Source organism: Chryseotalea sanaruensis, from assembly GCF_003990915.1.
Taxonomy (GTDB): domain Bacteria; phylum Bacteroidota; class Bacteroidia; order Cytophagales; family Cyclobacteriaceae; genus Chryseotalea; species Chryseotalea sanaruensis.
In genome coordinates this window covers 202,198-228,515 of sequence record NZ_BHXQ01000001.1, presented here as the reverse complement: position 1 = coordinate 228,515, position 26,318 = coordinate 202,198, and the positions used below count along the sequence as shown (strand labels likewise).

General features: G+C 40.8%; 27 protein-coding genes and 1 other RNA gene. 11 read left to right on the top strand and 17 right to left on the bottom strand.

Features of this window, described 5'->3' with window-relative positions:
- Positions 1–112: 112 nt before the first annotated feature.
- Complete coding sequence (locus SanaruYs_RS00875) at positions 113–1,192, bottom strand: DUF1573 domain-containing protein (protein WP_127120621.1); 1,080 nt, start codon at positions 1,190–1,192, stop codon at positions 113–115.
- Positions 1,193–1,294: 102 nt separating this feature from the next.
- On the opposite strand from SanaruYs_RS00875, the gene trpS reads away from it, so the two are divergent.
- Positions 1,295–2,266 carry a tryptophan--tRNA ligase gene (gene trpS / locus SanaruYs_RS00870; RefSeq protein ID WP_127120620.1) on the top strand — a complete coding sequence of 324 codons (972 nt, stop codon included), beginning with the start codon at positions 1,295–1,297 and terminating at the stop codon, positions 2,264–2,266.
- A 3-nt stretch (positions 2,267–2,269) separates the two neighbouring features.
- Here trpS and SanaruYs_RS00865 read toward each other — a convergent pair whose 3' ends face one another.
- The 11 genes from SanaruYs_RS00865 to SanaruYs_RS00815 form a co-directional block, all read right to left on the bottom strand.
- Complete coding sequence (locus SanaruYs_RS00865; protein WP_127120619.1) at positions 2,270–2,626, bottom strand: ArsC family reductase; 357 nt, start codon at positions 2,624–2,626, stop codon at positions 2,270–2,272.
- A gap of 26 nt (positions 2,627–2,652) precedes the next feature.
- Positions 2,653–3,663: a bifunctional 3-deoxy-7-phosphoheptulonate synthase/chorismate mutase gene (locus SanaruYs_RS00860; protein WP_127120618.1), complete on the bottom strand. Its 1,011-nt coding sequence runs from the start codon at positions 3,661–3,663 to the stop codon at positions 2,653–2,655.
- Positions 3,664–3,667: 4 nt separating this feature from the next.
- A complete protein-coding gene (gene trpA, locus SanaruYs_RS00855) occupies positions 3,668–4,450 on the bottom strand; it encodes a tryptophan synthase subunit alpha (protein WP_127120617.1) in 783 nt (260 codons plus the stop codon).
- Positions 4,451–4,455: 5 nt separating this feature from the next.
- Positions 4,456–5,637 (bottom strand): tryptophan synthase subunit beta, encoded by a 1,182-nt coding sequence (trpB, locus tag SanaruYs_RS00850; protein WP_127120616.1) that lies wholly within the window; start codon positions 5,635–5,637, stop codon positions 4,456–4,458.
- Between the two features lie 6 nt (positions 5,638–5,643).
- Positions 5,644–6,264 (bottom strand): phosphoribosylanthranilate isomerase, encoded by a 621-nt coding sequence (locus SanaruYs_RS00845; RefSeq protein ID WP_127120615.1) that lies wholly within the window; start codon positions 6,262–6,264, stop codon positions 5,644–5,646.
- A gap of 1 nt (position 6,265) precedes the next feature.
- Entirely contained in the window at positions 6,266–7,048 is a 783-nt protein-coding gene (gene trpC / locus SanaruYs_RS00840; protein WP_127120614.1) for an indole-3-glycerol phosphate synthase TrpC, read from the bottom strand.
- 7 nt (positions 7,049–7,055) lie between these two features.
- Entirely contained in the window at positions 7,056–8,048 is a 993-nt protein-coding gene (trpD, locus tag SanaruYs_RS00835) for an anthranilate phosphoribosyltransferase (protein ID WP_127120613.1), read from the bottom strand.
- Between the two features lie 9 nt (positions 8,049–8,057).
- On the bottom strand, positions 8,058–8,624 hold the full coding sequence (locus SanaruYs_RS00830; protein ID WP_127120612.1) for an anthranilate synthase component II: 567 nt from the start codon (positions 8,622–8,624) through the stop codon (positions 8,058–8,060).
- Between the two features lie 11 nt (positions 8,625–8,635).
- Positions 8,636–10,045 carry an anthranilate synthase component I family protein gene (locus SanaruYs_RS00825; RefSeq protein WP_127120611.1) on the bottom strand — a complete coding sequence of 470 codons (1,410 nt, stop codon included), beginning with the start codon at positions 10,043–10,045 and terminating at the stop codon, positions 8,636–8,638.
- A 160-nt stretch (positions 10,046–10,205) separates the two neighbouring features.
- The gene (locus tag SanaruYs_RS00820; RefSeq protein ID WP_127120610.1) at positions 10,206–10,382 is read right to left on the bottom strand and encodes a 30S ribosomal protein THX; all 177 of its coding nucleotides are present in this window, start codon (positions 10,380–10,382) and stop codon (positions 10,206–10,208) included.
- Between the two features lie 79 nt (positions 10,383–10,461).
- A complete protein-coding gene (locus SanaruYs_RS00815; protein ID WP_127120609.1) occupies positions 10,462–12,519 on the bottom strand; it encodes a M13 family metallopeptidase in 2,058 nt (685 codons plus the stop codon).
- 95 nt (positions 12,520–12,614) lie between these two features.
- Here SanaruYs_RS00815 and SanaruYs_RS00810 point away from each other — a divergent pair, with 95 nt between their 5' ends.
- Positions 12,615–13,082: a hypothetical protein gene (locus SanaruYs_RS00810; protein WP_127120608.1), complete on the top strand. Its 468-nt coding sequence runs from the start codon at positions 12,615–12,617 to the stop codon at positions 13,080–13,082.
- On the opposite strand, the gene SanaruYs_RS00805 is transcribed toward SanaruYs_RS00810, so the two are convergent.
- Complete coding sequence (locus SanaruYs_RS00805) at positions 13,079–13,627, bottom strand: GNAT family N-acetyltransferase (RefSeq protein WP_127120607.1); 549 nt, start codon at positions 13,625–13,627, stop codon at positions 13,079–13,081. The genes SanaruYs_RS00810 and SanaruYs_RS00805 overlap by 4 nt on opposite strands.
- Before the next feature lie 13 nt (positions 13,628–13,640).
- Between SanaruYs_RS00805 and SanaruYs_RS00800 the strand changes: the two genes are divergently transcribed.
- The 6 genes from SanaruYs_RS00800 (at position 13,641) to SanaruYs_RS20280 (ending at position 17,605) form a co-directional block, all read left to right on the top strand.
- Positions 13,641–13,883: a hypothetical protein gene (locus SanaruYs_RS00800; protein ID WP_127120606.1), complete on the top strand. Its 243-nt coding sequence runs from the start codon at positions 13,641–13,643 to the stop codon at positions 13,881–13,883.
- A 118-nt stretch (positions 13,884–14,001) separates the two neighbouring features.
- Positions 14,002–14,097, top strand: an RNA gene (gene ffs / locus SanaruYs_RS00795) — signal recognition particle sRNA small type.
- Between the two features lie 108 nt (positions 14,098–14,205).
- Complete coding sequence (gene fsa / locus SanaruYs_RS00790) at positions 14,206–14,862, top strand: fructose-6-phosphate aldolase (protein ID WP_127120605.1); 657 nt, start codon at positions 14,206–14,208, stop codon at positions 14,860–14,862.
- Between the two features lie 80 nt (positions 14,863–14,942).
- Positions 14,943–15,653 (top strand): cell division ATP-binding protein FtsE, encoded by a 711-nt coding sequence (locus tag SanaruYs_RS00785; RefSeq protein WP_127120604.1) that lies wholly within the window; start codon positions 14,943–14,945, stop codon positions 15,651–15,653.
- Positions 15,650–16,717: an aminotransferase class V-fold PLP-dependent enzyme gene (locus SanaruYs_RS00780; protein ID WP_127120603.1), complete on the top strand. Its 1,068-nt coding sequence runs from the start codon at positions 15,650–15,652 to the stop codon at positions 16,715–16,717. Before SanaruYs_RS00785 ends, SanaruYs_RS00780 begins: the two co-directional genes overlap by 4 nt.
- Before the next feature lie 51 nt (positions 16,718–16,768).
- On the top strand, positions 16,769–17,605 hold the full coding sequence (locus tag SanaruYs_RS20280) for a DUF2452 domain-containing protein (protein ID WP_246011806.1): 837 nt from the start codon (positions 16,769–16,771) through the stop codon (positions 17,603–17,605).
- Here SanaruYs_RS20280 and SanaruYs_RS00770 read toward each other — a convergent pair.
- The 4 genes from SanaruYs_RS00770 to SanaruYs_RS20195 all read right to left on the bottom strand — a co-directional run bounded on the left by SanaruYs_RS00770 (position 17,572) and on the right by SanaruYs_RS20195 (position 20,768).
- Positions 17,572–18,345 (bottom strand): exodeoxyribonuclease III, encoded by a 774-nt coding sequence (locus SanaruYs_RS00770; protein ID WP_127120602.1) that lies wholly within the window; start codon positions 18,343–18,345, stop codon positions 17,572–17,574. The genes SanaruYs_RS20280 and SanaruYs_RS00770 overlap by 34 nt on opposite strands.
- 2 nt (positions 18,346–18,347) lie before the next feature.
- Complete coding sequence (locus tag SanaruYs_RS00765; protein ID WP_127120601.1) at positions 18,348–19,880, bottom strand: flotillin family protein; 1,533 nt, start codon at positions 19,878–19,880, stop codon at positions 18,348–18,350.
- Between the two features lie 6 nt (positions 19,881–19,886).
- On the bottom strand, positions 19,887–20,465 hold the full coding sequence (locus SanaruYs_RS00760; RefSeq protein ID WP_127120600.1) for a hypothetical protein: 579 nt from the start codon (positions 20,463–20,465) through the stop codon (positions 19,887–19,889).
- Between the two features lie 153 nt (positions 20,466–20,618).
- Positions 20,619–20,768, bottom strand: a complete 150-nt coding sequence (locus tag SanaruYs_RS20195) for a hypothetical protein (protein WP_170177222.1) — start codon at positions 20,766–20,768, stop codon at positions 20,619–20,621.
- A gap of 146 nt (positions 20,769–20,914) precedes the next feature.
- Here SanaruYs_RS20195 and hisS point away from each other — a divergent pair, with 146 nt between their 5' ends.
- The 3 genes from hisS to SanaruYs_RS00740 all read left to right on the top strand — a co-directional run bounded on the left by hisS (position 20,915) and on the right by SanaruYs_RS00740 (position 26,137).
- Positions 20,915–22,609, top strand: coding sequence for a histidine--tRNA ligase (hisS, locus tag SanaruYs_RS00750; RefSeq protein WP_246011805.1), 1,695 nt, complete (start codon positions 20,915–20,917; stop codon positions 22,607–22,609).
- A 109-nt stretch (positions 22,610–22,718) separates the two neighbouring features.
- Positions 22,719–24,215, top strand: coding sequence for a histidine ammonia-lyase (hutH, locus tag SanaruYs_RS00745; protein ID WP_127120599.1), 1,497 nt, complete (start codon positions 22,719–22,721; stop codon positions 24,213–24,215).
- Positions 24,212–26,137 carry a T9SS type B sorting domain-containing protein gene (locus SanaruYs_RS00740; RefSeq protein WP_127120598.1) on the top strand — a complete coding sequence of 642 codons (1,926 nt, stop codon included), beginning with the start codon at positions 24,212–24,214 and terminating at the stop codon, positions 26,135–26,137. The genes hutH and SanaruYs_RS00740 overlap by 4 nt, the downstream gene beginning before the upstream one ends.
- The last annotated feature ends 181 nt before the right edge of the window (positions 26,138–26,318 follow it).

The following is a 26,318-nucleotide window of genomic DNA, read 5'->3' as shown; positions in this document are numbered from 1 at the left end:
AAGGCTTATGCAATGCAGTTTCTAGCGTTGAAGGTTTATTGCAATACCCGAACAACTAATAACCTTCACCCATCAACGATTTAAAATTTTAATCAACAAATCTGCATATCTACTAATTCTCTATGTAAGCAGTAATTGAAATCCTTTGTACTGGATTTGCAGGGTCATTGCTGTATACAGTTATAAACTTCTGTTGTATTGCTTTGCGTTGTTCTCCGTTAAATCTAATAGTCATCACCTCTGATTTACCTGGTGCGATGCTCATTTTATTCATCGTAGTTACAACACATTGGCAATTGCTTTGAATAGATCGAATCAGGAGATCCTTTTTACCGTTATTACTGAAGATAACTTGCTTCTCTACAATGGTACCCGATCTAAATCTACCAAAGTCAAGTATCTCCTGAGGCAATAGCAATCGCGGTGCTTTGCTTAATTCTTCTTTTGATAGTTCAGGAAAATACTCTTCTATTGTTGCATATACAGAGAAAGATTTGCGAGGCATATCCTTATCGTCAGTCAAAAACTCAATATTATCGCTTTGAAATCCGTATACATTCCTTTTACCTGCATTATAACCAATACGTATCGTGCCTTTCTCACCAGGTTTCAATGTTGAAAAAGACAGTTCTGCTTTTGTATGGGTTGGAACAATTGGCTCCCCGGTAATAACAATAGGAGCATCTCCCCCATTAACCACTTCGAATTCCTTCCATGTATACTCATCCTTAAGAAAAACTTTACCCATATTAAAGCCTGTGCTGATCAGCTTCCAATTACCCTTTGCTTCACGAAAAGGACTATAGTAATTTTCTAATACTACATTTCCTTTAACGGTTAGTACATGCGCATCTCCACCTCCGTCAGTTGTTATGGTTAGTGTCTTATTAAAATGTCCCGGGCGAGATTTAGGATCGTACTTAGCCGCTACAAAACCTTTTCCTCCCGGTGCTATTACTTCTTTTGTCCAGTCTGGTGTAGTGCAACCACAAGATGGTTTCACGGCCAATATTTTTACAGGCCTCTCGCTCGTATTTTGAAACTGAAAATTATGTGTTACAGGGCCCCTAGCTTCTTCTATAAGACCAAAATCAAAAACAGCTTCTTCAAAAGTCAAAAGGTCTTTTCGCTGGGCCGTCAATGCCAGGTTTATCAATAAAAATACAGAAACCAATAAAACCTTTTTGTCCATGCTGTTGCTTAAAAATCCCACTGTAAAGAACGCTGTTTTAATTTAAAAATTACAGTCGATTGTAACTCATTTTCAGCATAAGAGCCTTTATATTTGCAACTTATGGCAAGAATTTTAACAGGCATACAGAGCAGTGGTCGTCCTCATTTGGGTAATCTTCTTGGCGCAATTATTCCCGCCATTAAATTATCACAGCAGGCTGGTAATGAATCCTTCTTCTTCATTGCAGATTTACACTCCTTAACCACTATTAAAGATGCTCAGACACGCATTAACAACGTAAATGCGGTGGCTGCAGCCTGGTTAGCTTTTGGTTTTGATACCGAGAAAAATTTACTATACAGACAATCACGTATTGGTGAAGTCTGTGAACTTACCTGGTACCTAAACTGCATGACGCCCTTCCCTATGCTGGCGAATGCACACTCCTTTAAAGATAAATCTGAGAAGCTATCAGATGTAAATGCAGGCTTGTTTACTTACCCTGTGTTAATGACGGCCGACATCATACTTTACAATGCCAACGTAGTGCCTGTTGGTAAAGACCAGAAACAACACCTTGAGATGGCGCGCGATCTGGCATCTGCTTTTAACAGTCAGTATGGTGATACTTTTGTAGTACCCGAAGCAAAAATTGAAGAGAGCGTAATGACCATTCCCGGCACTGATGGCCAGAAGATGAGCAAATCATACGGGAACATCATCGATATTTTCTTACCAGAAAAAGAATTACGTAAACAAGTGATGTCGATCGTAACCGACAGCACACCCATGGAAGCACCGAAGAATCCGGATATAGATAATGTGTTTGCCATTTATAGCTTAGTTGCAACAGCCGAGCAAACAGCGACTATGCGCAACAAATATTTAGCTGGCAATTATGGTTACGGGCATGCCAAACAGGAATTGTTTGAGTTGCTCTTGAACAATTTTGCCAAAGAAAGAGAAGCCTTCAATTTTTACATGAGCAATTTGCCTGAGCTAAATAAAAAATTAGAACAAGGCGAAGCAAAAGCACGCGTAATTGCGCAGGAGGTTTTAGTGAGAGTACGACAGAAGCTTGGGTTTGCTTAAGCCTTATTTATCGAATAGGTCCTTGTAAACTGTTTCATCAAAACCTAGTGTCAACACTTTTCCATCAGCTTCTATTACTGGGCGTCTAATCATACTGGTAGCATCTTTCATTACAGCGATAGCTGCTTTCTCATTCGTTACTTTCTTCTGCGTTGCTTCAGGTAAGTTTTTCCAGGTAGTCCCTTTCTTATTCACCAAAGGCTCCCACCCTATTTGCTTAGTCCAGTTTTTTAACTTGGTTTCTGTAATGCCTTCCTTTTTATAATCGTGAAAGACATACGGTATTTTCTTCTTCTCTAACCAGGTTAAAGTCTTCTTAATTGTATCACAACTTTTGATACCATAAACGATCAACTCCATTATAGCGCTATTAATAAATTCTCTTCTTATAAACTATGCAAAAAAGTATATGTCTTCTTCAACTTTTGAATAAGTGCAGTTGATTCTGCAAAATCAAGTGTTTGTTGTCCATCACTGGCTGCCTTCTCAGGCTGCTGATGTGTCTCATAAATAATACCATCAGCACCCGCCATTAAAGTAGCTAAAGCGACAGGTTCTACAAATTCGCGTATACCAATACCGTGAGAAGGGTCTGCCACAACGGGCAAATGACTTTTCTCTTTTAGAATAGGGATAGCGTTAATGTCCATGGTATTACGGCTTGCCTTTTCGTACGTGCGTATACCGCGTTCACATAAAATCAGTTTTTCATTGCCTGCTGAGAAAACATACTCTGCTGAATACAAAAGCTCTTCTATCGTTCCGGATATCCCTCGTTTAATCATAACCGGTTTATCTACCCTACCCAACTCATCTAACAAATTAAAGTTTTGGGTATTCCTTGCTCCAACTTGAAACACATCCACGTAATCATACATCTCAGCAATTTGGCTTACCTGCATTACTTCAGTAATAATTTTTATACCGGCTGCTTTAGCTTGTTTATGCCATAGTTTTAATCCTTCAACACCCATACCGCGAAAAGCATAGGGTGAACTTCTTGGTTTAAACACACCACCACGCATGATGCGCACCTCATTATCTTTTAAATGTTGTAACGTAAGCGCTACCTGCTCTTCACTCTCAATGGAGCACGGTCCTGCCATAATAGAAAGATTGCCTTCACCAATCACCACGCCATCACCCAGGTTTAACTGCGACCTTCCTACTTTCCATTTACGTGATACGAGTTTATAATCATCCGACACACGGTGTATGTCTTTGATACCTGGCATATAGCCGAGTGTGCGTAAGTCAAATTCTTTTTTACCAATACCAACAAGGTAATGGCCTGATTGCGTTTTTACTTCCGTTGATTTATAACCCAAAGAAGTGACAGATTGGTTGATATTACTTTTTTCTTCAGCCGTAACGGAAGGTGTAAATTGTATAATCATAAAACTAATTTCCTTTTTTTAAACGGGTAACGAAAAGGTGTATATCCTTTTCAAGATCATTTGACTTCTCCAGCATTGATATGAAAGCACTGCCTACAATAGCGCCTGCACCATATTCACATGCCTTAGAAAATGTCTGATGGTCGTGAATACCAAAACCAATCAAATGTTGATTTTGCATATTCAGTTTTGAAAGTTTTTCAAAGTAAGCTAGCTGTTCAGGTTGAAAATCGCCCTTTGCACCGGTAGTACTGGAAGCAGATACGGCATAAACAAATCCAGTTGATGCTGCATCAATTTTATAAATACGTTCTTCAGACGTAGTGGGTGAAATCAAAAATGACATACATAAATCCTCCGCTTGCATCAGGGATTGGTAATGCGTTTGAAATTCTACTAAAGGTAGATCCGGTAATATCAAGCCATCAGCACCAGCCGCCTTTGCCTCTTTGATAAAACGTTCTACACCATATTGGATTACCGGGTTAAGATAACCCATCAATACAATTGGTAATTTCACTTGCTTTCTTATTTCTTTTACTTGCGCCAGCAAAATTGGTAAAGTCATGCCTCCATCTAAAGCAACTTTGTTACTGGCCTGAATGGTTGGACCATCCGCTACCGGATCTGAAAAGGGAATACCAATTTCAATAAGGTCTGCTCCTGCTGCTTCCAGGTATTGAGCTATAGCCACTGTATCCTTATGCGTTGGAAAGCCGGCCGTATAAAAAATGGAAAGTACGTTTTTACTTTTTTTCTTAAAAAGTGTTTTTAATCTGTTTTCCATATTGGTTAATATTTTCCCCATTTAATGTAGGTGTCCAAATCTTTATCTCCTCTGCCTGATAAATTAATCACGACAACATCATCTTTATCAAATTCCATTTTATCCAATACAGCCAGTGCATGCGCGGTTTCTATAGCTGGAATAATTCCTTCCAATCGACTTAACTCAATGCCTGCTAGCATGGCTTCTTCATCGGTGATGCTCATAAATTGCGCACGGCCTGTTTCAAATAAGTGTGCATGCATAGGGCCTATACCCGGGTAATCCAAACCTGCAGAAATGGAGTAAGGTTCTATCACCTGACCATCTGCTGTTTGCATCAATAAAGTCTTACTGCCATGTAATACACCTGGCTTACCTAATACAGTGGTTGCTGCTGATTCACCAGAGTCGACCCCCTTCCCGGCAGCCTCTGCTCCTATGAGTGTAACCTGTTCTTCATTAATGAAATGATAAAAAGCACCTGCTGCATTACTGCCTCCTCCAACACAGGCAATCACATAGTCTGGATAAGGATTACCAATTTCTTGTATGAGTTGTGCCTTAATCTCCTGGCTAATGACTGACTGAAACCTTGCCACCATATCAGGATATGGATGGGGACCAACGACTGAGCCGATGATGTAATGCGTGTCAGTCGGATTATTGATCCAATGACGCATGGCTTCGTTAGTGGCATCTTTTAAAGTCATGCTACCACTCAATGCTGGTACTACCTTGGCACCCAAAATACGCATACGCTCTACATTGGGTTTTTGTCGTTCCATGTCGTGCTTACCCATGTACACGATACAATCCATACCCATCAGAGCACAAACGGTTGCCGTTGCTACGCCATGCTGGCCTGCACCAGTCTCTGCAATAATTTTACTCTTACCCAATGCTTTTGCAACTAGAATCTGCCCGATGGTATTGTTCACCTTGTGCGCTCCTGTATGACAAAGGTCTTCACGTTTCAGGTAAATGCTGGCCTTATATTTTTCTGACAAACGATTAGCCAAAAACAAGGGAGTTGGCCTGCCCACAAAATCCTTAAGTAGTTTATTGAACTCCTCTTGAAAAGAAGATTGACCTATGATGTCAAGATAACGCTCCCGTAATTCTTCAACATTCGGATATAACATTTCCGGAATGTAAGCACCTCCGAAATTACCATAGTAGCCTTCATCTGTTACTGCATACTTCATCACCAATCAGTTTAGTTCTTGTATAATTTCTTTTACTTTTTCAATGCTTTTTACTCCTGGACTAAGCTCTACCCCACTATTAATATCTATACCCACAAATTGCGAATGTTTGAATGCGCTTACTTCGTTCATATGTTCCTGCTTGATACCACCACTTAACAAAAAAGGAGTTTTACCTTTGTATTGCTGAAGTAAATCCCAATTAAAGCGCATGGCATTACCGCCATAATGCTGACCCTTCGTATCGAAAAGAAAATAATCAACATAAGGTGTATAGCTTTGTGTAGTGTTAAAATCAAAATGCTCGTCAACCCTGAATGCTTTTATCACTTTAATATGTTTTTCATAAAGTGCTTTAGCAAAGTCAGCATTTTCATCTCCATGCAACTGAACAAAATCCAATCGATGCTGGTCTGCCAACTTTACCATTTCATCAACACTTTCATTCACAAAAACACCTACTCGTTTCACATCATTGCTTAACAATTCAGGCATGGTAAAGTTATGCCCTACAAAGCGAGGTGACTTTTCATAGAAGATAAAACCCATCAGATCTGGTTTGCAACTTGTCACTGCCTGACAGTTCTGTGCTTCACGCATTCCACAAACCTTGACTAACAGCGACATATCAGAGTTGTGCTATAAATTCTTTGGCCGCCAACTCTGGTCGACTGTTTTTCATAAATGTTTCACCAATTAAAAAGCCTTTGTAACCAAAAGTTTTTAATTCTTTAATCAGGGCCGGGTTATCAATGCCACTCTCCGATACAGCGACCACTTCTTTAGGCATGAGCTCACTTAATCGCTTGGAAGTATTGATATCCACTTCAAATGTTTTGAGGTTACGGTTATTCACGCCTACTAATGCAATGCCTGCATCCATATTGGCGTGAAGTTCTGCTTCATCGTGCACTTCCAGTAATACTTCCATGCCAAGTGACATAGCAAATGCAGCCAGCTGCTTAACCTGCTCCGGTGTAAGAATGGCGGCTATTAATAAAATCACATCTGCCCCAATGGATTTAGCTTCTATGATCTGGTATTCATCAATGATAAAATCTTTACGGAGTATAGGACAAAAGTTAAACTTACGTGCTACTTTCAGGTCATCAGCACTACCACCAAAAAAATCCTTGTCGGTTAGAATAGATAAAGCAGAGGCACCCGCCTGCATGTACCCAATGGAAGTTCGTTCGATGGACACATAGGGATTGATGTCGCCTTTAGAAGGTGACTTGCGTTTAATCTCGGCAATGATCCCTGATTTATCTGGTCGTAATAAATATTTCTTGAGGGAAACGGTTGGCGAAGAAAAGTATAAACTACTTTCTAATAACTTAACCGGATAAAGTGATTTTCTTTCCTCTACCTCTTTCTGTTTCACTACTACAATCTTATCTAAAATATTCATATCAAACTTATGGCTGTAAACTGATTAATTTTTTAAATGTTTTCATGGCGCGTCCGGACATCAATGCTTCTTTTGCTTCTCCTATACACTGTTCCAGACTTTTAGAACGGTTGGCTGCATACAAAGCTAAGCCTGCATTGACTAATACCACTTCGTTTTGTGCTTGTGTGCCCTCGCCAGACAAAATCTTTGTAAAGATCTGTGCCGATGCTTCAACTGAAGCCCCTCCTCCGATATCACTTTGCATTAGGCGGCTAAGTCCTAAATCTTCCGGCTCGAATTGATGCTCACCTTCATTACTATAAAACTTAAAGCCTCCGGTGAGTGAAACTTCATCGTAGCCATCCAACGCATGCACAATTAGAAAGTCCTTCTGTGTTTGCTGATAGATATAGGCATATTGTCTTGCCAACTCAAGATTAAACACTCCTACTAATTGCTTACTTGGAAAAGCTGGATTAATCATAGGCCCTAACATGTTGAAGAAAGTTTTTACACCGAGCTCTTTGCGTATTGGGGCTACGTTTTTTAATGCTGGATGAAACAACGGAGCATGCATAAAACAGATATTGGCTTCTGCCACACTGCGTTTCAATAGATTAATGTCATTGGAGAATTTGAACCCGAAGTGCTCTAAAATATTAGATGAACCACTTACCGATGAAACACCATAGTTACCATGCTTGGCAACGGGTTGACCTGCCGCTGCTACGATAAAACTGGATAAAGTGGAAATGTTAAAGGTATTCTTTCCATCTCCTCCTGTTCCACACACGTCCATCACCGGCTCCTCAAAATGAACAGGTATACATAATTCAAGCATGGCATCGCGAAAACCCTCCAGTTCGGCCACAGTAATGCTGCGCATCATGTACACCGTAATGAAAGAGGCTACCTGACTTGGGTTATATTGACCTGATGCCATATCGATTAATACCTGTCTGGCGCTGGCTTTATCAAGTGACTGATGATCGATTAATTCATTGATTACTTTTTTCATAGCTAGGAATTAGTGGGCTAACCAATTTTTAATCATGCGTGGCCCTTCGGGTGTCATAATAGACTCCGGATGAAATTGTACACCACGCACATCAAATTGTGTGTGATACAAAGCCATAATTAAACCCTCTGGATTTACAGCACTTACTTTCATGCTTGAAGGAATGGTTTCAGGTTTTACTGCCCATGAGTGATAATGGGTAGACTGAAAAGTATTATCAAAATCTTTAAAGAGATAATCGTCTTTATCGGTGATGGTAGAAACAGATGTTACACCATGCAACACTTTAGGGATGTTAAATAAGGAAGCACCAAACACTTCTGCAATACCTTGATGACCCAGGCAAACACCTAAAATACTTTTGGTGGGTGCATAGGTCTTGATTACTTCTTTCATAATGCCTGCTTCGTTTGGAATACCGGGACCGGGTGAAAGTAAAATCTTGTCGTAGTTTTTCACCTCCTCCACCTTAATGGCATCATTTCGAAAAATGGAAGGCGCATGGCCTAAGGCGCGAAGGATGTGCACCAGATTGTAGGTGAAGGAATCGTAATTATCAAGTACTAATATTTTCATAAACGTATTTCTTAAATAGTAGTGGCCATATCCAGGGCCTTGCGCAAGGCACTTAGTTTATTGTTTACTTCCTGCAATTCGCTGGCTGCATCGGACTTGGCAACAATGCCCGCGCCTGCCTGACAAATCAATTGGTTTTGTTTACTTAAAAATGTCCGGATCATAATGGCATGATTAAAACTACCGTTGAAACCTATAAAACCAATAGCCCCTCCGTAAAAAGAACGGTTTACATTTTCATACTGGTTAATCAGGGTCATGGCCTTGTATTTGGGTGCACCTGATAAAGTCCCGGCCGGAAAGGTGTCCACCGCCATTTGTATTGCAGAGCTTCCCTCTTTCAATACACCACTTACTTTAGATACCAAGTGAATAACATGTGAGTAGAATTGTACTTCTTTAAATACTTCTACGCTTACTTGTTCTGCGTGGCGACTCATATCATTGCGTGCCAGGTCGACCAACATGACATGTTCAGCGTTCTCTTTTTCATCTTTGGTTAATTGTTCAGCTAAAGCGAGGTCTTCCTGATCATTACCTGTTCTGCGAAAGGTGCCGGCTATGGGATAAATGTGCGCCCTTCCATTGGCAATTTGTATTTGTGCTTCTGGCGAAGAACCCATTAACCGGAAATTGCCATAATCGAAATAAAAAAGATAAGGTGATGGATTAATGGATCTCAAAGCCCGGTATACGTTAAACTCATCTCCACGAAAGCGTGAGGTAAACCTTCTGGAAAGTACAATTTGAAAAACATCACCTCTATAGCAATGTTGCTTTCCCTGCTCAACCATCTGTAGAAACTCCTCGTCAGTCACATTCGAAACCTCCTCGCTTTCTCTAATAAAAGAGTAGGTGGATACTTTATTGCTGTAAATGATCTGTTGCAATTTGTTGAGGGCTTGTGGGTCTATCGGATTGACTTCTCCTTCTACACTGTGTGCAAACAAAGTTAGCTCATTTGAAAAGTGGTCAACAACAATGACATAACGGTAGAGTTTATAAAGGATGTCAGGTATTCGGCTCTCCTTCTTGTCAATTGTAACTGACTCAAAGAAACGTATGGCATCGTAAGTCGTATAGCCGAAAAGACCAGAGGGATTATAGCGGCTTACAAGATTTTTATCGGCCTCAAAAGCTTGGGTAAAATCTTCAAGGGTTTTCAATACATCCACTGTATTTTCTTTTACCCCCCTGCTTCCATCTGGGTATCGAATATTAACCTTTTCCTGATCTACTATGAAAGAAGCGATGGGATCACTGCATATAAATGACAAGCTATTCTCATTGCCATGATAATCGGAGCTCTCTAATAATATGCTTCCTGCAAAAACATCACGTAGCTTCAGGTAGATATTCACGGGGGTGAGTGTATCTGCCAATAGTTTTCGTTCCTGCGTTTTCAGTTTAAACTTCTTCATTATTTTTCAATTGCGATAAAACAAAAAGGCCTGTTCCGTTGATCGGAACAGGCCTTTACAAATTATTTATTTGTAAACATTAGAGCATAGCCTTGCACCGATCGGAGTTCGATCCATGCCACCACCATGCTATGTTTACTACTTGAATCATATCTAAAATTTATTCAGCCTTCTTACGAGCTGCTTTTTTTGCTTTGGCAGGTGTTGCAGGCGCATCTGCACTCTTTTTAGAAGCTGTACGCTTCAATTTAGCCTTAATAGTCTGTCTATTTCTAGCTTTACCAAAAGAACCAATGGTTCTTTTACCTTTTGCTGTTTTTTTATCTCCTCTTCCCATAGGGTTTTTATAAATACGGGGCAATAATACAACCGCAAATCCAAATTACAAATTTCAGGTTCAAAATTTCAGAGTCACTTTACCAAATTTTAACCCGTTCTGCTTCAGGCTTAAACATCTTATCCCCTTCTTTCACGCCAAAGGCATCATAGAAATAAGGAATATTAGTTAAAGGACCATTAGCTCTGTACATACCTGGTGAGTGTGGATCGGTTAAAACCTGAGTTCTCAACGTCTCATCGCGATACTTCACTCTCCATATTGTGGCCCATGAAATGAAGAAGCGTTGCTCAGGCGTGTAGCCATCAATCTTACCAGGATTCTTATCTGGATTCTCGCGCAAGAAACGCTGTAGACCATCATAAGCAACCGTTACACCTCCGAGGTCACCAATGTTTTCGCCTAAGGTGAACTGACCTTGAACAAAAACTCCGGGAAGGGGTTCGTACTTATCAAATTGAGTAGCCAGGGCTTTGCCCTTTTGCTCGAAATTGTCATAATCAACTTTCTTGAACCAGTTTTTCAAATTACCAAATGAGTCAAACTTGGCCCCCTGATCATCAAAGCCGTGGGAAATCTCGTGGCCAATTACTGCACCAATACCCCCATAGTTGACTGCCTCATCTGCTCGGTAATCATAGAAAGGTGGCTGGAGAATTCCTGCGGGGAATACGATCTCATTAAAGAGTGGGTTGTAATAAGCGTTGATAGTTTGTGGTGTCATTTGCCACTCTGATCTGTCAACCGGCTTGCCGAGTTTGGCAAACTCCCGCTTGCTTTCATAAGCATTGGCATTCATCACGTTCTGAAAGTAAGAGGCTGTTTCCGGATCTTTACTTACAGGAAGCCCAACATAGTCTTTGAATTTTTCAGGGTAACCTATTTTTACGGTGAAGGTACTTAACTTCTTGAGCGCCATTTCTTTGGTTGAGTCTGTCATCCAATCCAGTTGCTTTATCCTGTCAGCAAAAGCCAGCTTAATGTTCTCTACCATGGCCATCGCTTTTTGTTTGGCTTCAGGTGGGAAAGTCTCCTCCACATAAAGTTGACCGATCGCATCACCTAACACATTGTTAGTCATGTCAAGCACACGCTTCCATCTTGGACGGATTTGCTCAACGCCTGCCAGATATCTTCTGTTAAAGTCAAAGGACTCTTCAACAAAGGCATTGCTCATTAAAGGCGCGGCCTTTCTCAATAAGGTGGCCTTCAAATAGGTTTTAACATCTTCTATTTTAAAGGTGCTTACGATCTTCTCATACTCAACCATATACGCTGGTTCGGTAACAATAATGGTATCGGCTGCCACCATACCCAGGGTTGTAAAGTAGCTCTTCCAATCCACCGAAGGCGTAAGCTTATACAACTCCTCTATAGATTTGGGATGATACAAATTATAAGGATCACGGCTCTCTTCTTTTGTCAGCATTGACTTGGCCAACTGTGTTTCTAGTTTTAAAACCAGCTCACTATTGCGTTTTGCCTCCGTTTCAGAAGCACCGGCCAACTCAAATAAATTGGCAATGTGTTTAACATAACGGTCGCGTATTTCTTTTGACTTCGCATCTGTTTTTAAGTAGTAATCACGCTCAGGTAAACCTAGACCACCGGATCCCAAGTAAGGCACTATCTTTTCACTGTTCTGTAAATCTGATAAAATAAAGAGTCCGAAAAAGGCATTACTACCAGTTAACATATCATCGGTTAAGTAACTCTGAATCTGGGACTTATTCTTTATTGCTTCAATCTTTGAAAGATAGGGTTTTAATACATTTACACCAGCCTGTTCTGCCAGCAACGAATCCATACCCACTGCGTAAAAATCAGCAGCTTTTCGCTGATCTGAGCCTTCTGGATACTTGGTATCGGCCGCGGCCTTCTTTAAAATATCGAGCAGTACTTGTTGATTCGATTCACGTAATTCGGTAAAGCTTCCCCATGAGCCGAGGTCTCCAGGTATAGTGCTTTTGGCTTCCCAGCCGCCATTTACGAATTTAAAAAAGTCGTCACCCGGTCTTACTGTGGTGTCCATGTTACTCACATCGATACCCACACCTTGTGGCAGTTTAGTTTCTTTTTCTGAGGTACAGGCTGCTAAAGCCAGCATACCGCTTAATACAATGACTATCTTCTTCATTTCTTCGATATTAGGAGATGATTGATGATTAAATATATGCCGCTTTAGCCATAACTTCATAGCCAATTCTTTGTTTAAACAGAAAATCAGGAATTATGGCAAAGGCATCAGTAGAACTTATCGAAGCGCTTCGCAAAACAGCCAATAAGCTGTCAAACAGTACCAACTACCAGTGGGGGCACATGGGCGCCTGTAATTGTGGCTTTCTGGCACAGGAAGTAACACAATTCAGGAAAGAGGAAATTCACGCCAGGGCTATGCAGCGCTATGGTGATTGGAGTGAGCAGTTGAATGACTACTGCCCTACCAGCGGCCTGCCCTTTGATGAGCTGATTAGTGAATTAATCGCCTTCGGTTTTGATTCTGAGGATCTTAAAAACCTCGAACGACTATCTGACGGTAAAGTACTGCGGGCCTTGCCACTTGAGCAACGTAACCTAACACACAACAAAAAGGTAGATGTAATTCTATATCTGAATACCTGGGCAGATCAAATAGAGAAGGATTTGATTGACAAGATCAAGCTTCCTGATTTTGAAAAAAAGGTTTTCACTATACTTTAAAGCAGAACGTAAACTTTACAGTCTTTAGCCTGATTATCCTGATTATCCTGATTAGGGAACCTGATCCAGTTTTTAAATATGCCTTCGCAGCTATATCCGGATTTTTCTAAAACCCTTGAAGAGGCAGTGTGTTCCTGATCCACAAAGGAGCCAATTCTGTAGACACCAGGTTGTGTTTTTAAAAGACTGGTTATGCGTAAACAGGCCTCTGTTGCATAGCCATTACCCCAATGCATCGGACTTAAAATGTACCCAAACTGAACCCTTCCCATTTCATTGACAATACCATAACTACCAATGAGTTGACTATTCTCCTTTAATCGGATAGAATAAGTATAATCCAGGCCCATATCCCAGGCATTTTTAGCATAGCGAAGATAGGTACGCGTGTCTCTTATATCCTTATGGGTTGCAAAGGAAACAAAACGAGTTGCCTCAGCTTTGCTGGCATAAGCGTAAAAAATTTCCTCAGCATCTTCGTACCTTAGCCGCTGAAACAAGAGTCGTTCAGATTCCAGGCTCTCCGGTAAGTTCATTCGTTCCATGCTTTAAAGATAAATGGCAAAAACCAACAACATCGTTCATCAGTATTTTAAAAAGCAATTAGAAGGTTTCAAGTTGCTGGTAAAGGTAAACCCTATTCATTTTAAAGGCACTGAAATAATGGTTCCTGAAAGTGGAGAAGTAGAAATTCGTGATCTGGAATTTGATGCCGAGATCTTTGACGACCTAAAAGCTGATGGCTTTACTGAATGCACCGCTTTGGAGTTTAACCTGTATGCGAGTGGTTTGGCGAAGTGATCCTTCATCAATAAACTTAGCTTATCCTGCACATAACGTCCATTATAATGATCAGTCAATTACTTGGCTAAATATCTGCGATAGAATTGTTAATTACCTTTTGATTCGTACTTTTGCAGCGCAAGCCGGCACGACCAGCTCCTGCTGAACTCCCCCAGGACCGGAAGGTAGCAAGGGTAGGCGGTTGTAGCGGTGCGATGTTGGCTTGTATTTTTTTCTTCCAGGTTCATTTTCCTTGAACCCTCCAAAATCTCCTCTATCTTCTTTACTTCAACTCGCCAGTTTCCCTTAACTTTACAGTTCAAGTAACCACTACCTTTTTATGAAATTCTTTATTGATACTGCTAATCTTAATGAAATACGTGAAGCTTTTGACCTTGGCGTACTAGACGGAGTAACCACTAACCCATCGCTGATGGCCAAAGAAGGCATAAAGGGTGATGCCAATGTGCGTGCTCACTATAAAGCCATTTGTGATATCGTTGATAATAATGTGAGCGCTGAGGTTATTGCCACCGACTTTGAGGGTATGATTAAAGAGGGTAAGGAACTTGCCAAAATCGATGACAAAATCGTGGTGAAAATCCCCATGATTAAAGAGGGCATCAAAGCCATCAAGTATTTCTCGAGTGAAGGTATCCGCACAAACTGTACTTTAGTTTTTTCACCGGGTCAGGCTATTCTGGCGGCTAAGGCCGGAGCTAGCTACCTCTCTCCTTTTGTGGGTCGTCTTGACGATATCTCTCAGGATGGTCTTGAGTTTATCGCGCAGGTTCGTGTGATCTACGATAACTATGGTTTCGGAACGGAGATTCTTGCCGCATCAGTACGCCACACCATGCACTTGATTAAGTGTGCTGAGATTGGTGCTGACGTTGTAACTTGTCCGTTAAACGTTATTACCGGTTTATTAAACCATCCGCTTACAGATTCAGGTTTGGCCAAGTTTTTGGCTGACCATAAGAAAGCCAATGCTTAAACAATTTTAAATTCAAAATTCAAGGTTCAAAATTTAGCATCAGCAATTTTGAACTTTGAATTTGAAATCTTGAATTAACTATGTTTTCATCCGATCCTATCGTACGCATAAAAGAGGCAACGATCTTTCAGGAACACAACACTGTTCTTGGAGGTCTCAACCTTGAAATAGAAAAAGGAGAATTCGTTTTTCTAGTTGGTCGTACAGGTTCGGGTAAATCATCTTTGCTCAAGACTTTATATGCTGATCTTCCTTTGCGTTTAGGGGATATTGATGTTGCTGGTTTCAATATTCGCGGCATCAAGCCTTCTCAAGTTCCTTTACTCAGACGCAAGCTTGGTATCATCTTTCAGGACTTTCAATTGTTTAACGACAGAACAGTTGGTGAGAATCTTACTTTTGTGATGAAGGCCACCGGCTGGAAGGAATCTTCTAAAATTAAGAACCGTTTATCTGAGGTGTTGATGCAGGTAGGTTTAGGTTCCGTTGAAAAGAAAATGCCTCATCAACTTTCCGGTGGTGAACAACAAAGAGTTGTGATTGCACGAGCTTTGCTGAATGAGCCTGTTATGTTGATCGCAGATGAACCAACAGGAAATCTTGATCCTGAAGTATCGGATGGTATTTTGAAAGTGTTTCAGGAAATCAACAAAAGCGGCACGGCTATTTTAATGGCCACGCATGATTACAGACTTATCAAGAAATTTCCAACCAGGGTTTTAAAATGTGAGCACGTAAAAGTACTGGACTCAGCAAAAGAAAGCTTCGAGTTGACGACCGAATCAATATGATCAATTTTACTCCCGGGCCTTCTCAACTTTACTTTACAGTAGCTGATCATCTTAAGCAAGCGCTGCGTGATCAGGTACTTTCCTTATCACACAGAAGTAAGGATTTTGAGAAGATTTCCATTGAAGCAACCAGTGGTTTACGAGCACTATTGAATATTCCGGAAACACATAGTATCGTATTTACTTCTTCAGCTACTGAAGTCTGGGAAAGAAGCATACAAAATCTTGTAGCAGATAACTGTTTTCACTTCGTAAACGGTGCCTTCTCTAAACGCTACCACGAAATTGCCACGCAATTAAAGAAACAGGCAAAAGCATACGAAGTAAAAGAAGGTGAAGGCTTTACTGAATTATCTAAAATACCCACAGACACAGAATTAATTGCCGTAACACACAACGAAACAAGCACAGGCGTTTGCTGGTCAGTCGATAAAATACATGCATTAAAAGATGCATTCCCAAAAGCACTATTAGTAGTAGATGCTGTCTCTTCACTTCCCTACCCTGCTTTCGATTTTAATAAAGTCGATTCCGTTTTCTTCTCAGTGCAAAAAGCATTTGGTTTACCTGCAGGCTTGGGCGTATGGATCGTTAATGAGGCTTGTCTCGCAAAAGCAGAGGCATTACAAAGCAAGGGTTTTGTAACGGGCACCTACCATAACCTGCCAACACTTCATTCTTTTGCTAAGAAAAACCAAACACCAGAAACACCAAACGTACTTGGAATCTATTTGTTAAGTAAAGTAACTGGTGATTTCCTCAGAAGAGGTATAACTACTTTAAGAAAAGAAACTGAATACAAAGCCGCTCTTCTTTACAATGCCTTACAGAATCATAGTCAGGCAGAAGTTTTTGTAAAAGATGCGAACTGGCAATCTAAAACAGTTATTGTGGCTAATACTGGCAGTCAAACCAAATCTATTAGTGAAGCACTTATGGCTAAAGGATTATACCCTGGTGATGGTTATGGCAAAGCCAAAGAAACACAATTACGCTTCGCCAACTTCCCGGCTCATTCAAAAGAGCAATACGAGTTATTAGTGGACACACTTGCTTTAATTTGAAATTTCAAATTTGAAATTAACAAATTGCGCTGATCTGCGTTATGTTTATTCATGGTTGATCTCTATAACTTTCTCTATTCTTGGCAACTCTTTCCTGAAAAGGGCACATACGAATTTGGTAGAAGACCCAAATCAGGCAATTATAAAATGCAATGGAGAACTGAAAGCAATAGTCTTTCCATCGCCATTAACTGGGTTACTTTAGAAGACCAGGCCTTTACCTCCGAATACAGCGTACCTGGAGACGGATTATTTCATACACTCGAGGACAATCCGTTGGCTAACAAAATCAAACTTTCAATAATCAACTCTTTAACGTTCGAAGTCATTTTTGCCCAAGATGAACTAGAGAGTTTACGCATACGGCATGAAATTATGCCAAGCAGTTTATTGAAAATAACGCAAAGCAATTTACTTGATCCTGAAAAAATACTGACCAACACTGAAATCTATCACAAACAGTTCAGTGTATTACCTTACGCATCCTCTGCTTCAGGTGCGGTGGTCAAACAAAATGAAGAAGGTCTTATTCGCCATAAAGCCTTAACGGCCATGGAAGAACAGACCAATATGCAATTGGAGCAAATTCGCAAGCAAATAGAACTGCTTGCCCTGCAGGCAAAAGAAATTGTAACACGTAAAGAGTTGTCGATGCTCATTTACGAATCGAAGTTGAACTTCGCACCAGTTATCGGCCAAAGTTATTACTTGTACGAAACAAAAGAGAACTCACACATCTTAAGCATGATCGCGCCCAATGAATGGGGACGCAAACCTATGCCTTATAAAAGTTTTGTGAGTATGGTAAAATTACTGGCTGACCACACCTGGGTTGAAATCAAACACCAGGGTGATTACAGCTCCAGTTTAACAGCTACCGGACAATGATCTGAACCCATCAGTTCATTGTAGATTAACGCTTCTTTTACTTTGGGCATTAGTCTTTCGCTTACCAAAAAGTAATCGATGCGCCAGCCTGTGTTGTTGGCCCTTGCATTGAAAAGATAATTCCAGTAACTGTACTTTATCTCTTCCGGATGCATGTGTCTGAATGTATCTACAAAACCGGCATTCAATAAAGCAGTAAAGCTGTCAATTTCTTGTTGTGTATAACCAGCCGATTTATTGTAATTCTGTTTTGGTCGTGCCAAATCAATAGGCTGATGCGCTACATTTAAATCGCCACAAATAATAACGGGTTTACGTTTGTTCAGCCAGCTTACATAATCACGAAAAGCATCATCCCAGGTTTGTCTGTACTCCAAACGTTTCAGTCCTTCCCCAGAGTTGGGCGTGTAAACAGTAACCAAAATAAAATTCTCGTACTCAGCTGTTACAACCCTACCTTCCTGGTCGTGCTCCTCCACGCCCATATCATAAGTAACAGATAAAGGTTCTTCTTTAGTGATGATGGCTGTACCCGAATATCCTTTACGTGCTTTTGAATCATTCACGAAAGACTTATACTCAGGAAAAGCCTCCAGCACTTTTTTAACATCAGCTACAGTTGCTTTATGCTCTTGCAAGCAAAGTACATCCGGGTTTAATGCCGCGATGTCTTTTGCAAAATCCTTTTTAATAATGGACCGGATTCCGTTTACATTCCAGTTAACTAAGTGTAAGGCCATGATTATTTTTTAGCAGGTGTTTCAGGTGAGGGTGGTGTCTGTGGTTTAACAGGCGCTTCTTTTGTTTCAGTACCAAGGTAAGCTGGCAAATCAAGTCCGGCCATTTTAAATACTTCCTGTAGAGGTGGTACGGACTGATACATGCCTGAAATAAAGTTAGCGGTAGATGATTTTCCATCTTTACTGTTACCGCCTTCCCACACTGTAATTTTATCAATCTGAATATTCTTAATGGCTTCCGTTTGTAACCTAACCAACTCCGGTAACTTATCAGCAATGATCAACATCGCAGCATCCTTAGAACTATTACCTGCTGCACCCACAATCTGACGAAGACCTTCTGCCTGTTTGGTTAATATTTCGTAAATACCCTGTGCTTCTGCCTGGCGTTGTAACAACACTGCATCGGCTTCACCTTTTGCTCTCTCACGTATGCGCTCCGCTTCTGCTTGTGCTTCAATTATGGCTTTTTGCTTTTGAATTTCGGCAGCTACCACAATGTTGGCATTTTGCGATGCACGTTCACGATCTGCACGCGCCTCTTCTGCTTTTTGTTCTGCCAGATAGGCTTCTTCTAAGGCTTTCGCAGCTTGAACTTTTTCCGCAGCCATCGCTTTCTTCAAAGCTTCCGCTTCACGCTCTCTGCGTTCTGCATCCGAACTGGCAATGGCAATCTTCGATTGGTTTTCTCCCGTTACTGCCAGCGCATTTGCATCAGCAGTTTTAATACGTGTATCCCTATCTGCTTCTACTTTACCAATTTGCTCATCGCGTTTAGCGGCTGCAATCAATACTTCTCTATCTTTAACTGAATTCGCTACATTGGTATCGCGATCGCGCTGCATTTCTGCTACTTTAATGTCGCGTTCTTTCTCTGCTTCGGTTTTACCAATATCTCCTAAACGTTCTTGCTCGGCTACGCGAATCTTTGCTTCGTTAATGGCCTTAGCGGCCGCTTCCTTACCAAGTGCTGCGATGTAACCACTTTCATCTTTAATATCAGTAATGTTTACGTTGATCAGTTTCAAACCGATCTTCTTCAATTCTACTTCAACGTTGTGGGAAACATTCAATAAAAACTTATCGCGGTTGGTGTTGATCTCTTCAATATCCATCATGGCAACCACCAAACGCATCTGACCAACAATAATATCGTGTGCTAATGCATGAACATCATTGCGTTGCAAACCCAATAGGCGTTCAGCGGCATTTTCCATCACACCTTTTTCTGTAGAAATACCTACCGTGAATTTAGAAGGAACATCCACACGAATGTTTTGCTTACTTAGGGAGTTGGTCAGGTTAACTTCAATAGAAATTGGGGTTAAATCCATGAAGGCATAATCCTGAAACACAGGCCAGATAAAGGCTGCACCACCGTGTATACATTTAGCAGAGTCGCCTCCACCTACTTTACCATACACTACCAATATGCGGTCGGAAGGACAACGCTTATACCTTCTGAAAAAGGTGACCAATACAATAAAGACAAAGAATACAGCCAGCGCTAAAACCGGAAGTGCATAAAAACTCATAAAGGTTTATTTAGAGGTTACTAATAATACATTTTCATTGACAATCTCCTTTACCATCACCATGGTGCCTGTTGGAATATTGTCGGTCTCGTCCGTCATTGCATCGAGAGTACGCAGAGTACCTTGTACTTTTATCTGTACCTGCCCCACACCACTTCGTTTACTGGCAATCGTCAGGTAAACTTGTCCTGATTTACCAATAGCCTTTTTGAATTTCATGGTACCATCGCCACTGGCTTTTGCCAAAAAATAAAAGAGTGAGGCCATGATCAACATCATGATGAGCCCCGCAACAAATGCCACTATACCAGCCGTTGTTTCAGACAAACCGGAATCAATGCAGGCAATACCTGTCCAGGAGAAAATGGTGAAAAAAGCAATCAGGTTTTTGAGGGTGAAGAATTGAAAACCAATTCCTGTGTCTGCATCAATCTCTGCATCCGGTGTATCATCCGGTACATCACCTCCTCCAAAAAAGGATAAGAAGAGTTGTAATAAAAAGAAGAGTGTAAAGGGAATGGCCAGAATCCAGTAGAACTTCAGCGAGAAGCTAAGACCAGTCCACCAAGCATTTAAATCGCCCATTGTTGTTGAGAATTATCCTCACAAAATAGAAGTAATAATTTTAATTCCAATGCACGATGATGACTTACTTTAAACTTAATGCGGGCTTAAAAGAAAAGAAAAAGCCCTGCTTGCGTAGCAAACAGGGCCTTCTTATGAATGAAAAGAGAGCGATTATGCTTTCTTCTTGAATCCTTCTTTGATCTCTTCAATATCAACGTTCTTGATAACCGGCTTAAAGCCTTGGTTCTTCAAAGACTGACGTCTTACAGCAGATACTGATTTATCTTTGCGGTTCTTTCTCTTCAGTCGTGTTACAGCCATGACAAATTTGTTTTAAAGGAGCGCAAAAGTAAGCCAAGATTTAGAAGATTACAAGATTTGCTGAATAATTATTGGAAAAATATGAGGAAATTGCTCCCTTTCTGGCTAATCCTTCCATCAAAGCTTTCCTATTAGCCAGGCGCACTATGGAAAAACCAAGCATACCTAAAGGAACACGTGATTTTGGCCCCGCCACCATGGGCAAACGCCAGTTTATTTTCAATACCATTCGTACGGTTTACCAAAAGTACGGTTTCCAGCCTTTGGAAACCCCTTCTATGGAGAACTTGTCGGTGTTGACGGGTAAGTATGGGGATGAGGGGGATCAGCTCCTTTTTAAAGTATTAGACTCTGGAGATTATTTTGAGAAAGTAAAATCAAATCCTTTTAAACAAAAACAAATCCAAAAGTATGCGGATCAATTTGTTTATGCTTTCAATCTTTCCCTTGTTGGAGTAAGTGTCATTGAATCAGATTATTTAAGGATTGAGCGAATTTTGGAAAAGTATAAGACAATTCTTGAAAATATCGTCCAATCATATGACGATGAAAATGACCAACTCATTTTCAAGCTCATTATCAATGAGAAGTCTCTTGATATTTTGCACAAACTTCTTTTTTCCAAAGATTTTGATATTTCTAAACCATTATCTGCGATAAATGACACTACCTCTAATGGCGCTTTAGTTTTAAAAATGCTTAATGAATGGTTCATTCATAGAACAACGTCAAAACAACTAACAAAGGACATTGCAGAAAAAGGTCTCCGCTACGACCTCACCGTTCCTTTTGCTCGCTACGTTGTGATGAACCGTCACGAGATTGCTTTTCCATTTAAGCGCTACCAAATGCAACCTGTGTGGAGAGCGGATCGTCCACAAAAAGGTCGCTACCGCGAATTTTACCAATGTGATGCCGATGTGGTGGGCACAACTTCCCTCCTATGCGAAGCAGAGATTGTGATGATGATTCGTGAGGTGATGCAGGGATTGGGCATTGCTGATTTTACTATCAAGATAAACCATAGAGGTGTATTAAAAGGCATAGCCGATAGCATTAAAGCGGAAGGCAAAGAAACCGCCTTGTATGTGGCCATCGATAAATTAGATAAAATTGGTCAGGAGGGTGTCAGCAAAGAATTAACTGAGGCCGGATTTACGTCTGATAATATTGACTTGCTTTTTAAACTCTTAAGCACCAGCGGCAGCAATGAAGAAAAGCGCTTGGCACTGGCTGCCTTATTCAATTCCGACAGCGGACAAAAAGGTTTAAATGACTTAAAAGAAGTATTTAATCTCTTAGAAGAGGCTGACAGTAATCAAAACAACCTGGAGTTTGATATTGCCCTCGCCAGAGGTCTCAGTTATTACACCGGCTGCATCTTTGAAGTGAAAATCAACAATGTGGCTATTGGCAGCGTGAGTGGCGGTGGACGTTATGATAATCTGACGCAGAGCTTTGGCGACAAGGAAAATCTCTCCGGTGTTGGCATTTCTTTCGGTGTTGATCGCATTTATGATGTGATGGAAGAATTGCAGCTTTTCCCTAAGGAAACACAACGTTCTTCTACCGTATTGATTTGTCATTTTGATAAAGAAAGTATGCGTTATAGTTTGAAACTGCTTACACAACTCAGGGCTAAGGGTATTGCCGCAGAACTCTATCCGGATGAGGCTAAAATCAAGAAACAATTGGATTATGCGAACAAGAAAATGATTCCCTATGTGATGGTGATTGGTGAAGAAGAACGCAACAGCGGATTACTGGCCTTTAAAAATATGGAAGCCGGAACACAGGAGAAATTAGCGATAGAACAAATTATAGGATTATTGAGTAAGTAACCAACTAACTGTGATCGGGACATATCCCGAAATAAAACCTAACCAATTTTATTATCACAGCATGTTGTTAAATATCCAATCAAAACATTCATTAAACTAACTTTTATAAATGTCATTTAAGCACGCCATATCTACCGAAACCATAAGCTTAGAGACGCTCGAGAAAATTGTCTTCTCTTCTGGTACTTTGTCGCTTTCGGATGAAGCCAAAATGCGCATTGAAAAGTGCAGACTTTATTTGAATGATAAATTAAAAAAGTCGAGTGCTCCCATTTATGGCATTAACACAGGCTTTGGCTCACTATACAACAAAAACATTTCTTCCGATCAACTCGAAAAGTTACAGGAGAATTTAGTGAAGTCGCACGCTTGTGGCATTGGTGCCGAAGTACCCTCAGATATTGTGCGCTTAATGCTTTTTCTGAAAGTACAATCATTGGCTTATGGTAACTCAGGTGTACAAGTAAGTACTGCGCAACGTTTAGTGGATTTCTTTAATCATGAAGTGTATCCTGTAGTTTATGAAATGGGTTCACTCGGTGCTTCAGGTGATTTAGCTCCCTTAGCACATTTATGTTTACCCATGCTAAACGAAGGTGAAGCTTACGTAAAGCAGGTAAAAACTCCGGCAATACTTTTCAACAAGACTTTTCAATGGAATCCTTTGCATTTACAATCTAAAGAAGGATTGGCTTTGCTTAATGGCACACAGTTTATGCTGGCATACGGGGTGTGGTGTACTTTACATGCCAATCGTATTCTAAAACTGGCCAACATTATCGGAGCACTTTCACTGGATGCCTTTGACGGCCGCATTGAAGCTTTCGATGAAAAAATACACGCAGTTCGTCCGCATGCAGGCCAAGTAAATGTTGCGGCAACCATTCGCGAATTGCTCAAAGGCTCTGAAATTATTCGTCAGCCGAAAAAACACGTACAAGACCCCTACTCCTTCCGTTGTATTCCGCAAGTGCATGGCGCCAGTGCTGATACCATTGCGTATGTCAGTCAGGTAATGCTGAAAGAAGCTAATAGCGTTACTGATAATCCGAATGTCTTCCCTGATGAGGATGCCATTTTATCTGGTGGTAATTTTCACGGTCAGCCCTTAGCCTTGGCACTCGATTTTCTTGCCATCGCGGTAGCAGAATTGGGCAATATTTCAGAACGCAGAACTTTTCAGCTCATCTCTGGTTCGCGCGATTTACCGAATTACCTTGTGGCCAATCCGGGTATTAACTCAGGTATGATGATCCCCCAATACACTGCTGCTTCTATTGTAAGTCAAAATAAGCAATTGTGTACGCCTGCCTCTGTAGATTCTATTGTTTCCTCTAACGGACAGGAAGACCATGTGAGCATGGGGGCCAATGCAGCCACCAAGGTGTATAAAGTGGTGAATAATTTGTATTCAATATTGGCCATAGAACTATTGACGGCTGCACAGGCGATTGAATTCAGAAAACCCTTGCATACTTCCCCTTTCCTGGAAAACTTTGTAGATACTTTCAGGAAGGAAGTTTCGTTTATACAAGAAGATCGCTTGATGCACAATGACATGAAAAAAGCAGAAGATTTTTTAAAAAATATTGAATTGAACAAATGATTCGTTTTTCCTTTTTTTTCTTTTTACTCCTGAGCACAACACTGGCCTTCGCTCAACCGTATACGAGCAGGCTTGGTCGCTTTCGGGTCGATGAGAGAAAAGGATGTGCGCCACTTACCGTTACTTTTGAAACCCTTTTGCCTGGAGGCTGCGGTGCAAATCCTTGTATAATTGATTTTCTGGGTGACGGCTTTACACAACCTGCCGATAGTCGTAACACATCACCTGCTTCTTTTACTTACACAACACCTGGTATTTATTTATTAAAAGTATGTTACAGTAATCAATGTGCAGCCAATGAAGTAGATGACATACAAATTGAAGTGGTCGCTAATCTTCAACCTGATTTTGATCTCTATACTTGTAATGGCAATGGTGTTCAGGTAAAAATCAATGACAATGTGTACAATCAATATATAATCAATTATAGTGATGGTACGAGTACAACCGTTCCCTCAGGTTCGCTGGCAAAGGACAACCATACTTTAGCTACAGCAGGTGCCAAAACTGTTTCTGTACGTGGACGCAACCTGAATGCTGCTGATAACTGCGCTACTTTACAAAAGAATATAACAGCCGTGGCGGCTGTGGCTCCTGGTAATTTCAATTCGCTTACTGCCATCAACGAAAGTGAAATTGATCTGCGCTACATTTTACCCGTTAACACATTAAGCAGAATTGATATTGCGCTTAACAATGCCTCAACATTTCAGCAGTTAAAATTTACTTTTGAGGACAACCGTGATACGGTGAGTAACTTAAGTAACAACAGTGCATATTATTGTTACAGAATCAGCTCCATTGATGCCTGCACAAATACTGCCGCTAACACTTCACCTATTATTTGCTCCGTGCGTTTAAATGCCACTGCGCAAGACGGCTTTAATCGACTTGACTGGATTGGCAACAATACGGGTGTAACGGCCTACAGTGTGGGAAGAGATGATCAAGCGAGTTATTTCGGGGGCGTCTCTCCTGCCCTTACCACCATTAACGATACAGAAAGTATTTGCAATGAAGAACATTGTTATCGGCTTACTGCCAATTATGCTGATGGTGCAACATCTACTTCGTTGATAAAATGTGTAGAGAGTTTTACTAATCAACAACCACCTGCCCTTACAGATATTACGGCAAGCATCAACGACAATGAAGAAGCTGAATTAGTATGGACAGATGCCCCTCAAGCCACAGTGTATTACATATACAAGAATACCAATGGTGGTACGTATGCATTTCTGGAAACCGACACGCAATCACCATTTACCGATACTGCAATTGAACTTGCTACTAATGCGTGTTATCAAATTTTATATGATGATGCCTGCGAGAATAAAAGTAACCTGAGCCCAGAAGCTTGCCCCGTAGTATTAAGCGCTAACCTAAGCACCGATAATGCTGTTAATCTCTCCTGGACTAACTATCAGGGTTGGACCAATGGCATTGTTGGTTATCGCCTGGAGAAGTATTCGCAGTCTGGGGGATTACTGCGCGTATTCAATGTGGGTAATGTCAACACTTTTACGGACAATGAAGTTGATCTTTTTAATCAACAAACCTATTACAGAATTTTTGTGCTGCCTAATGATGGCGCGCTTGGAGCTGCTACATCCAACAGATTGGAGGTAATTCGAAGACCAAATTTATTTTACCCACGCGCATTTACTCCAGATGATCAAGGGCCTGTTGAAAACGAAATCTTCAGGGTTTTTGGTCAGTACATTTCTTCTTTCGAAATGAAAATATTCAACCGCTGGGGCGAACTGGTCTTTACCTCCAACAGCATTGATCAGGGGTGGGACGGCACATTCCGCGGTGTTGATCAACCCGATGGAACTTATGCTTTCGTATCAAATATCACTGACTTTACCGGAAGAATTTTTACTGAATCCGGTGCCGTTGTACTGATGCGTAAAAAGTAATTCAACTATTGCTTTCACTTTTAGAAACCACAGATCCGCCAGCCGGATGCACAGGTTTCATAAATTTCCACAGATACGTTTCCATGATCCGTGAGAATCTTTGAAATCTATGGCAAAAGAAAGTCCAAGACTTAACTAAGTTAATCCTTTCCTGTATTTTCGCACCCGATGTACAATTAAA

Coding starts and splice junctions, on each gene's coding strand:
- SanaruYs_RS00875 (WP_127120621.1), bottom strand. CDS start 1,192: ATGGACAAAAAGGTTTTATTGGTTTCTGTATTTTTATTGATAAACCTG.
- trpS (WP_127120620.1), top strand. CDS start 1,295: ATGGCAAGAATTTTAACAGGCATACAGAGCAGTGGTCGTCCTCATTTG.
- SanaruYs_RS00865 (WP_127120619.1), bottom strand. CDS start 2,626: ATGGAGTTGATCGTTTATGGTATCAAAAGTTGTGATACAATTAAGAAG.
- SanaruYs_RS00860 (WP_127120618.1), bottom strand. CDS start 3,663: ATGATTATACAATTTACACCTTCCGTTACGGCTGAAGAAAAAAGTAAT.
- trpA (WP_127120617.1), bottom strand. CDS start 4,450: ATGGAAAACAGATTAAAAACACTTTTTAAGAAAAAAAGTAAAAACGTA.
- trpB (WP_127120616.1), bottom strand. CDS start 5,637: ATGAAGTATGCAGTAACAGATGAAGGCTACTATGGTAATTTCGGAGGT.
- SanaruYs_RS00845 (WP_127120615.1), bottom strand. CDS start 6,264: ATGTCGCTGTTAGTCAAGGTTTGTGGAATGCGTGAAGCACAGAACTGT.
- trpC (WP_127120614.1), bottom strand. CDS start 7,048: ATGAATATTTTAGATAAGATTGTAGTAGTGAAACAGAAAGAGGTAGAG.
- trpD (WP_127120613.1), bottom strand. CDS start 8,048: ATGAAAAAAGTAATCAATGAATTAATCGATCATCAGTCACTTGATAAA.
- SanaruYs_RS00830 (WP_127120612.1), bottom strand. CDS start 8,624: ATGAAAATATTAGTACTTGATAATTACGATTCCTTCACCTACAATCTG.
- SanaruYs_RS00825 (WP_127120611.1), bottom strand. CDS start 10,045: ATGAAGAAGTTTAAACTGAAAACGCAGGAACGAAAACTATTGGCAGAT.
- SanaruYs_RS00820 (WP_127120610.1), bottom strand. CDS start 10,382: ATGGGAAGAGGAGATAAAAAAACAGCAAAAGGTAAAAGAACCATTGGT.
- SanaruYs_RS00815 (WP_127120609.1), bottom strand. CDS start 12,519: ATGAAGAAGATAGTCATTGTATTAAGCGGTATGCTGGCTTTAGCAGCC.
- SanaruYs_RS00810 (WP_127120608.1), top strand. CDS start 12,615: ATGGCAAAGGCATCAGTAGAACTTATCGAAGCGCTTCGCAAAACAGCC.
- SanaruYs_RS00805 (WP_127120607.1), bottom strand. CDS start 13,627: ATGGAACGAATGAACTTACCGGAGAGCCTGGAATCTGAACGACTCTTG.
- SanaruYs_RS00800 (WP_127120606.1), top strand. CDS start 13,641: ATGGCAAAAACCAACAACATCGTTCATCAGTATTTTAAAAAGCAATTA.
- fsa (WP_127120605.1), top strand. CDS start 14,206: ATGAAATTCTTTATTGATACTGCTAATCTTAATGAAATACGTGAAGCT.
- SanaruYs_RS00785 (WP_127120604.1), top strand. CDS start 14,943: ATGTTTTCATCCGATCCTATCGTACGCATAAAAGAGGCAACGATCTTT.
- SanaruYs_RS00780 (WP_127120603.1), top strand. CDS start 15,650: ATGATCAATTTTACTCCCGGGCCTTCTCAACTTTACTTTACAGTAGCT.
- SanaruYs_RS20280 (WP_246011806.1), top strand. CDS start 16,769: ATGGTTGATCTCTATAACTTTCTCTATTCTTGGCAACTCTTTCCTGAA.
- SanaruYs_RS00770 (WP_127120602.1), bottom strand. CDS start 18,345: ATGGCCTTACACTTAGTTAACTGGAATGTAAACGGAATCCGGTCCATT.
- SanaruYs_RS00765 (WP_127120601.1), bottom strand. CDS start 19,880: ATGAGTTTTTATGCACTTCCGGTTTTAGCGCTGGCTGTATTCTTTGTC.
- SanaruYs_RS00760 (WP_127120600.1), bottom strand. CDS start 20,465: ATGGGCGATTTAAATGCTTGGTGGACTGGTCTTAGCTTCTCGCTGAAG.
- SanaruYs_RS20195 (WP_170177222.1), bottom strand. CDS start 20,768: ATGGCTGTAACACGACTGAAGAGAAAGAACCGCAAAGATAAATCAGTA.
- hisS (WP_246011805.1), top strand. CDS start 20,915: ATGGAAAAACCAAGCATACCTAAAGGAACACGTGATTTTGGCCCCGCC.
- hutH (WP_127120599.1), top strand. CDS start 22,719: ATGTCATTTAAGCACGCCATATCTACCGAAACCATAAGCTTAGAGACG.
- SanaruYs_RS00740 (WP_127120598.1), top strand. CDS start 24,212: ATGATTCGTTTTTCCTTTTTTTTCTTTTTACTCCTGAGCACAACACTG.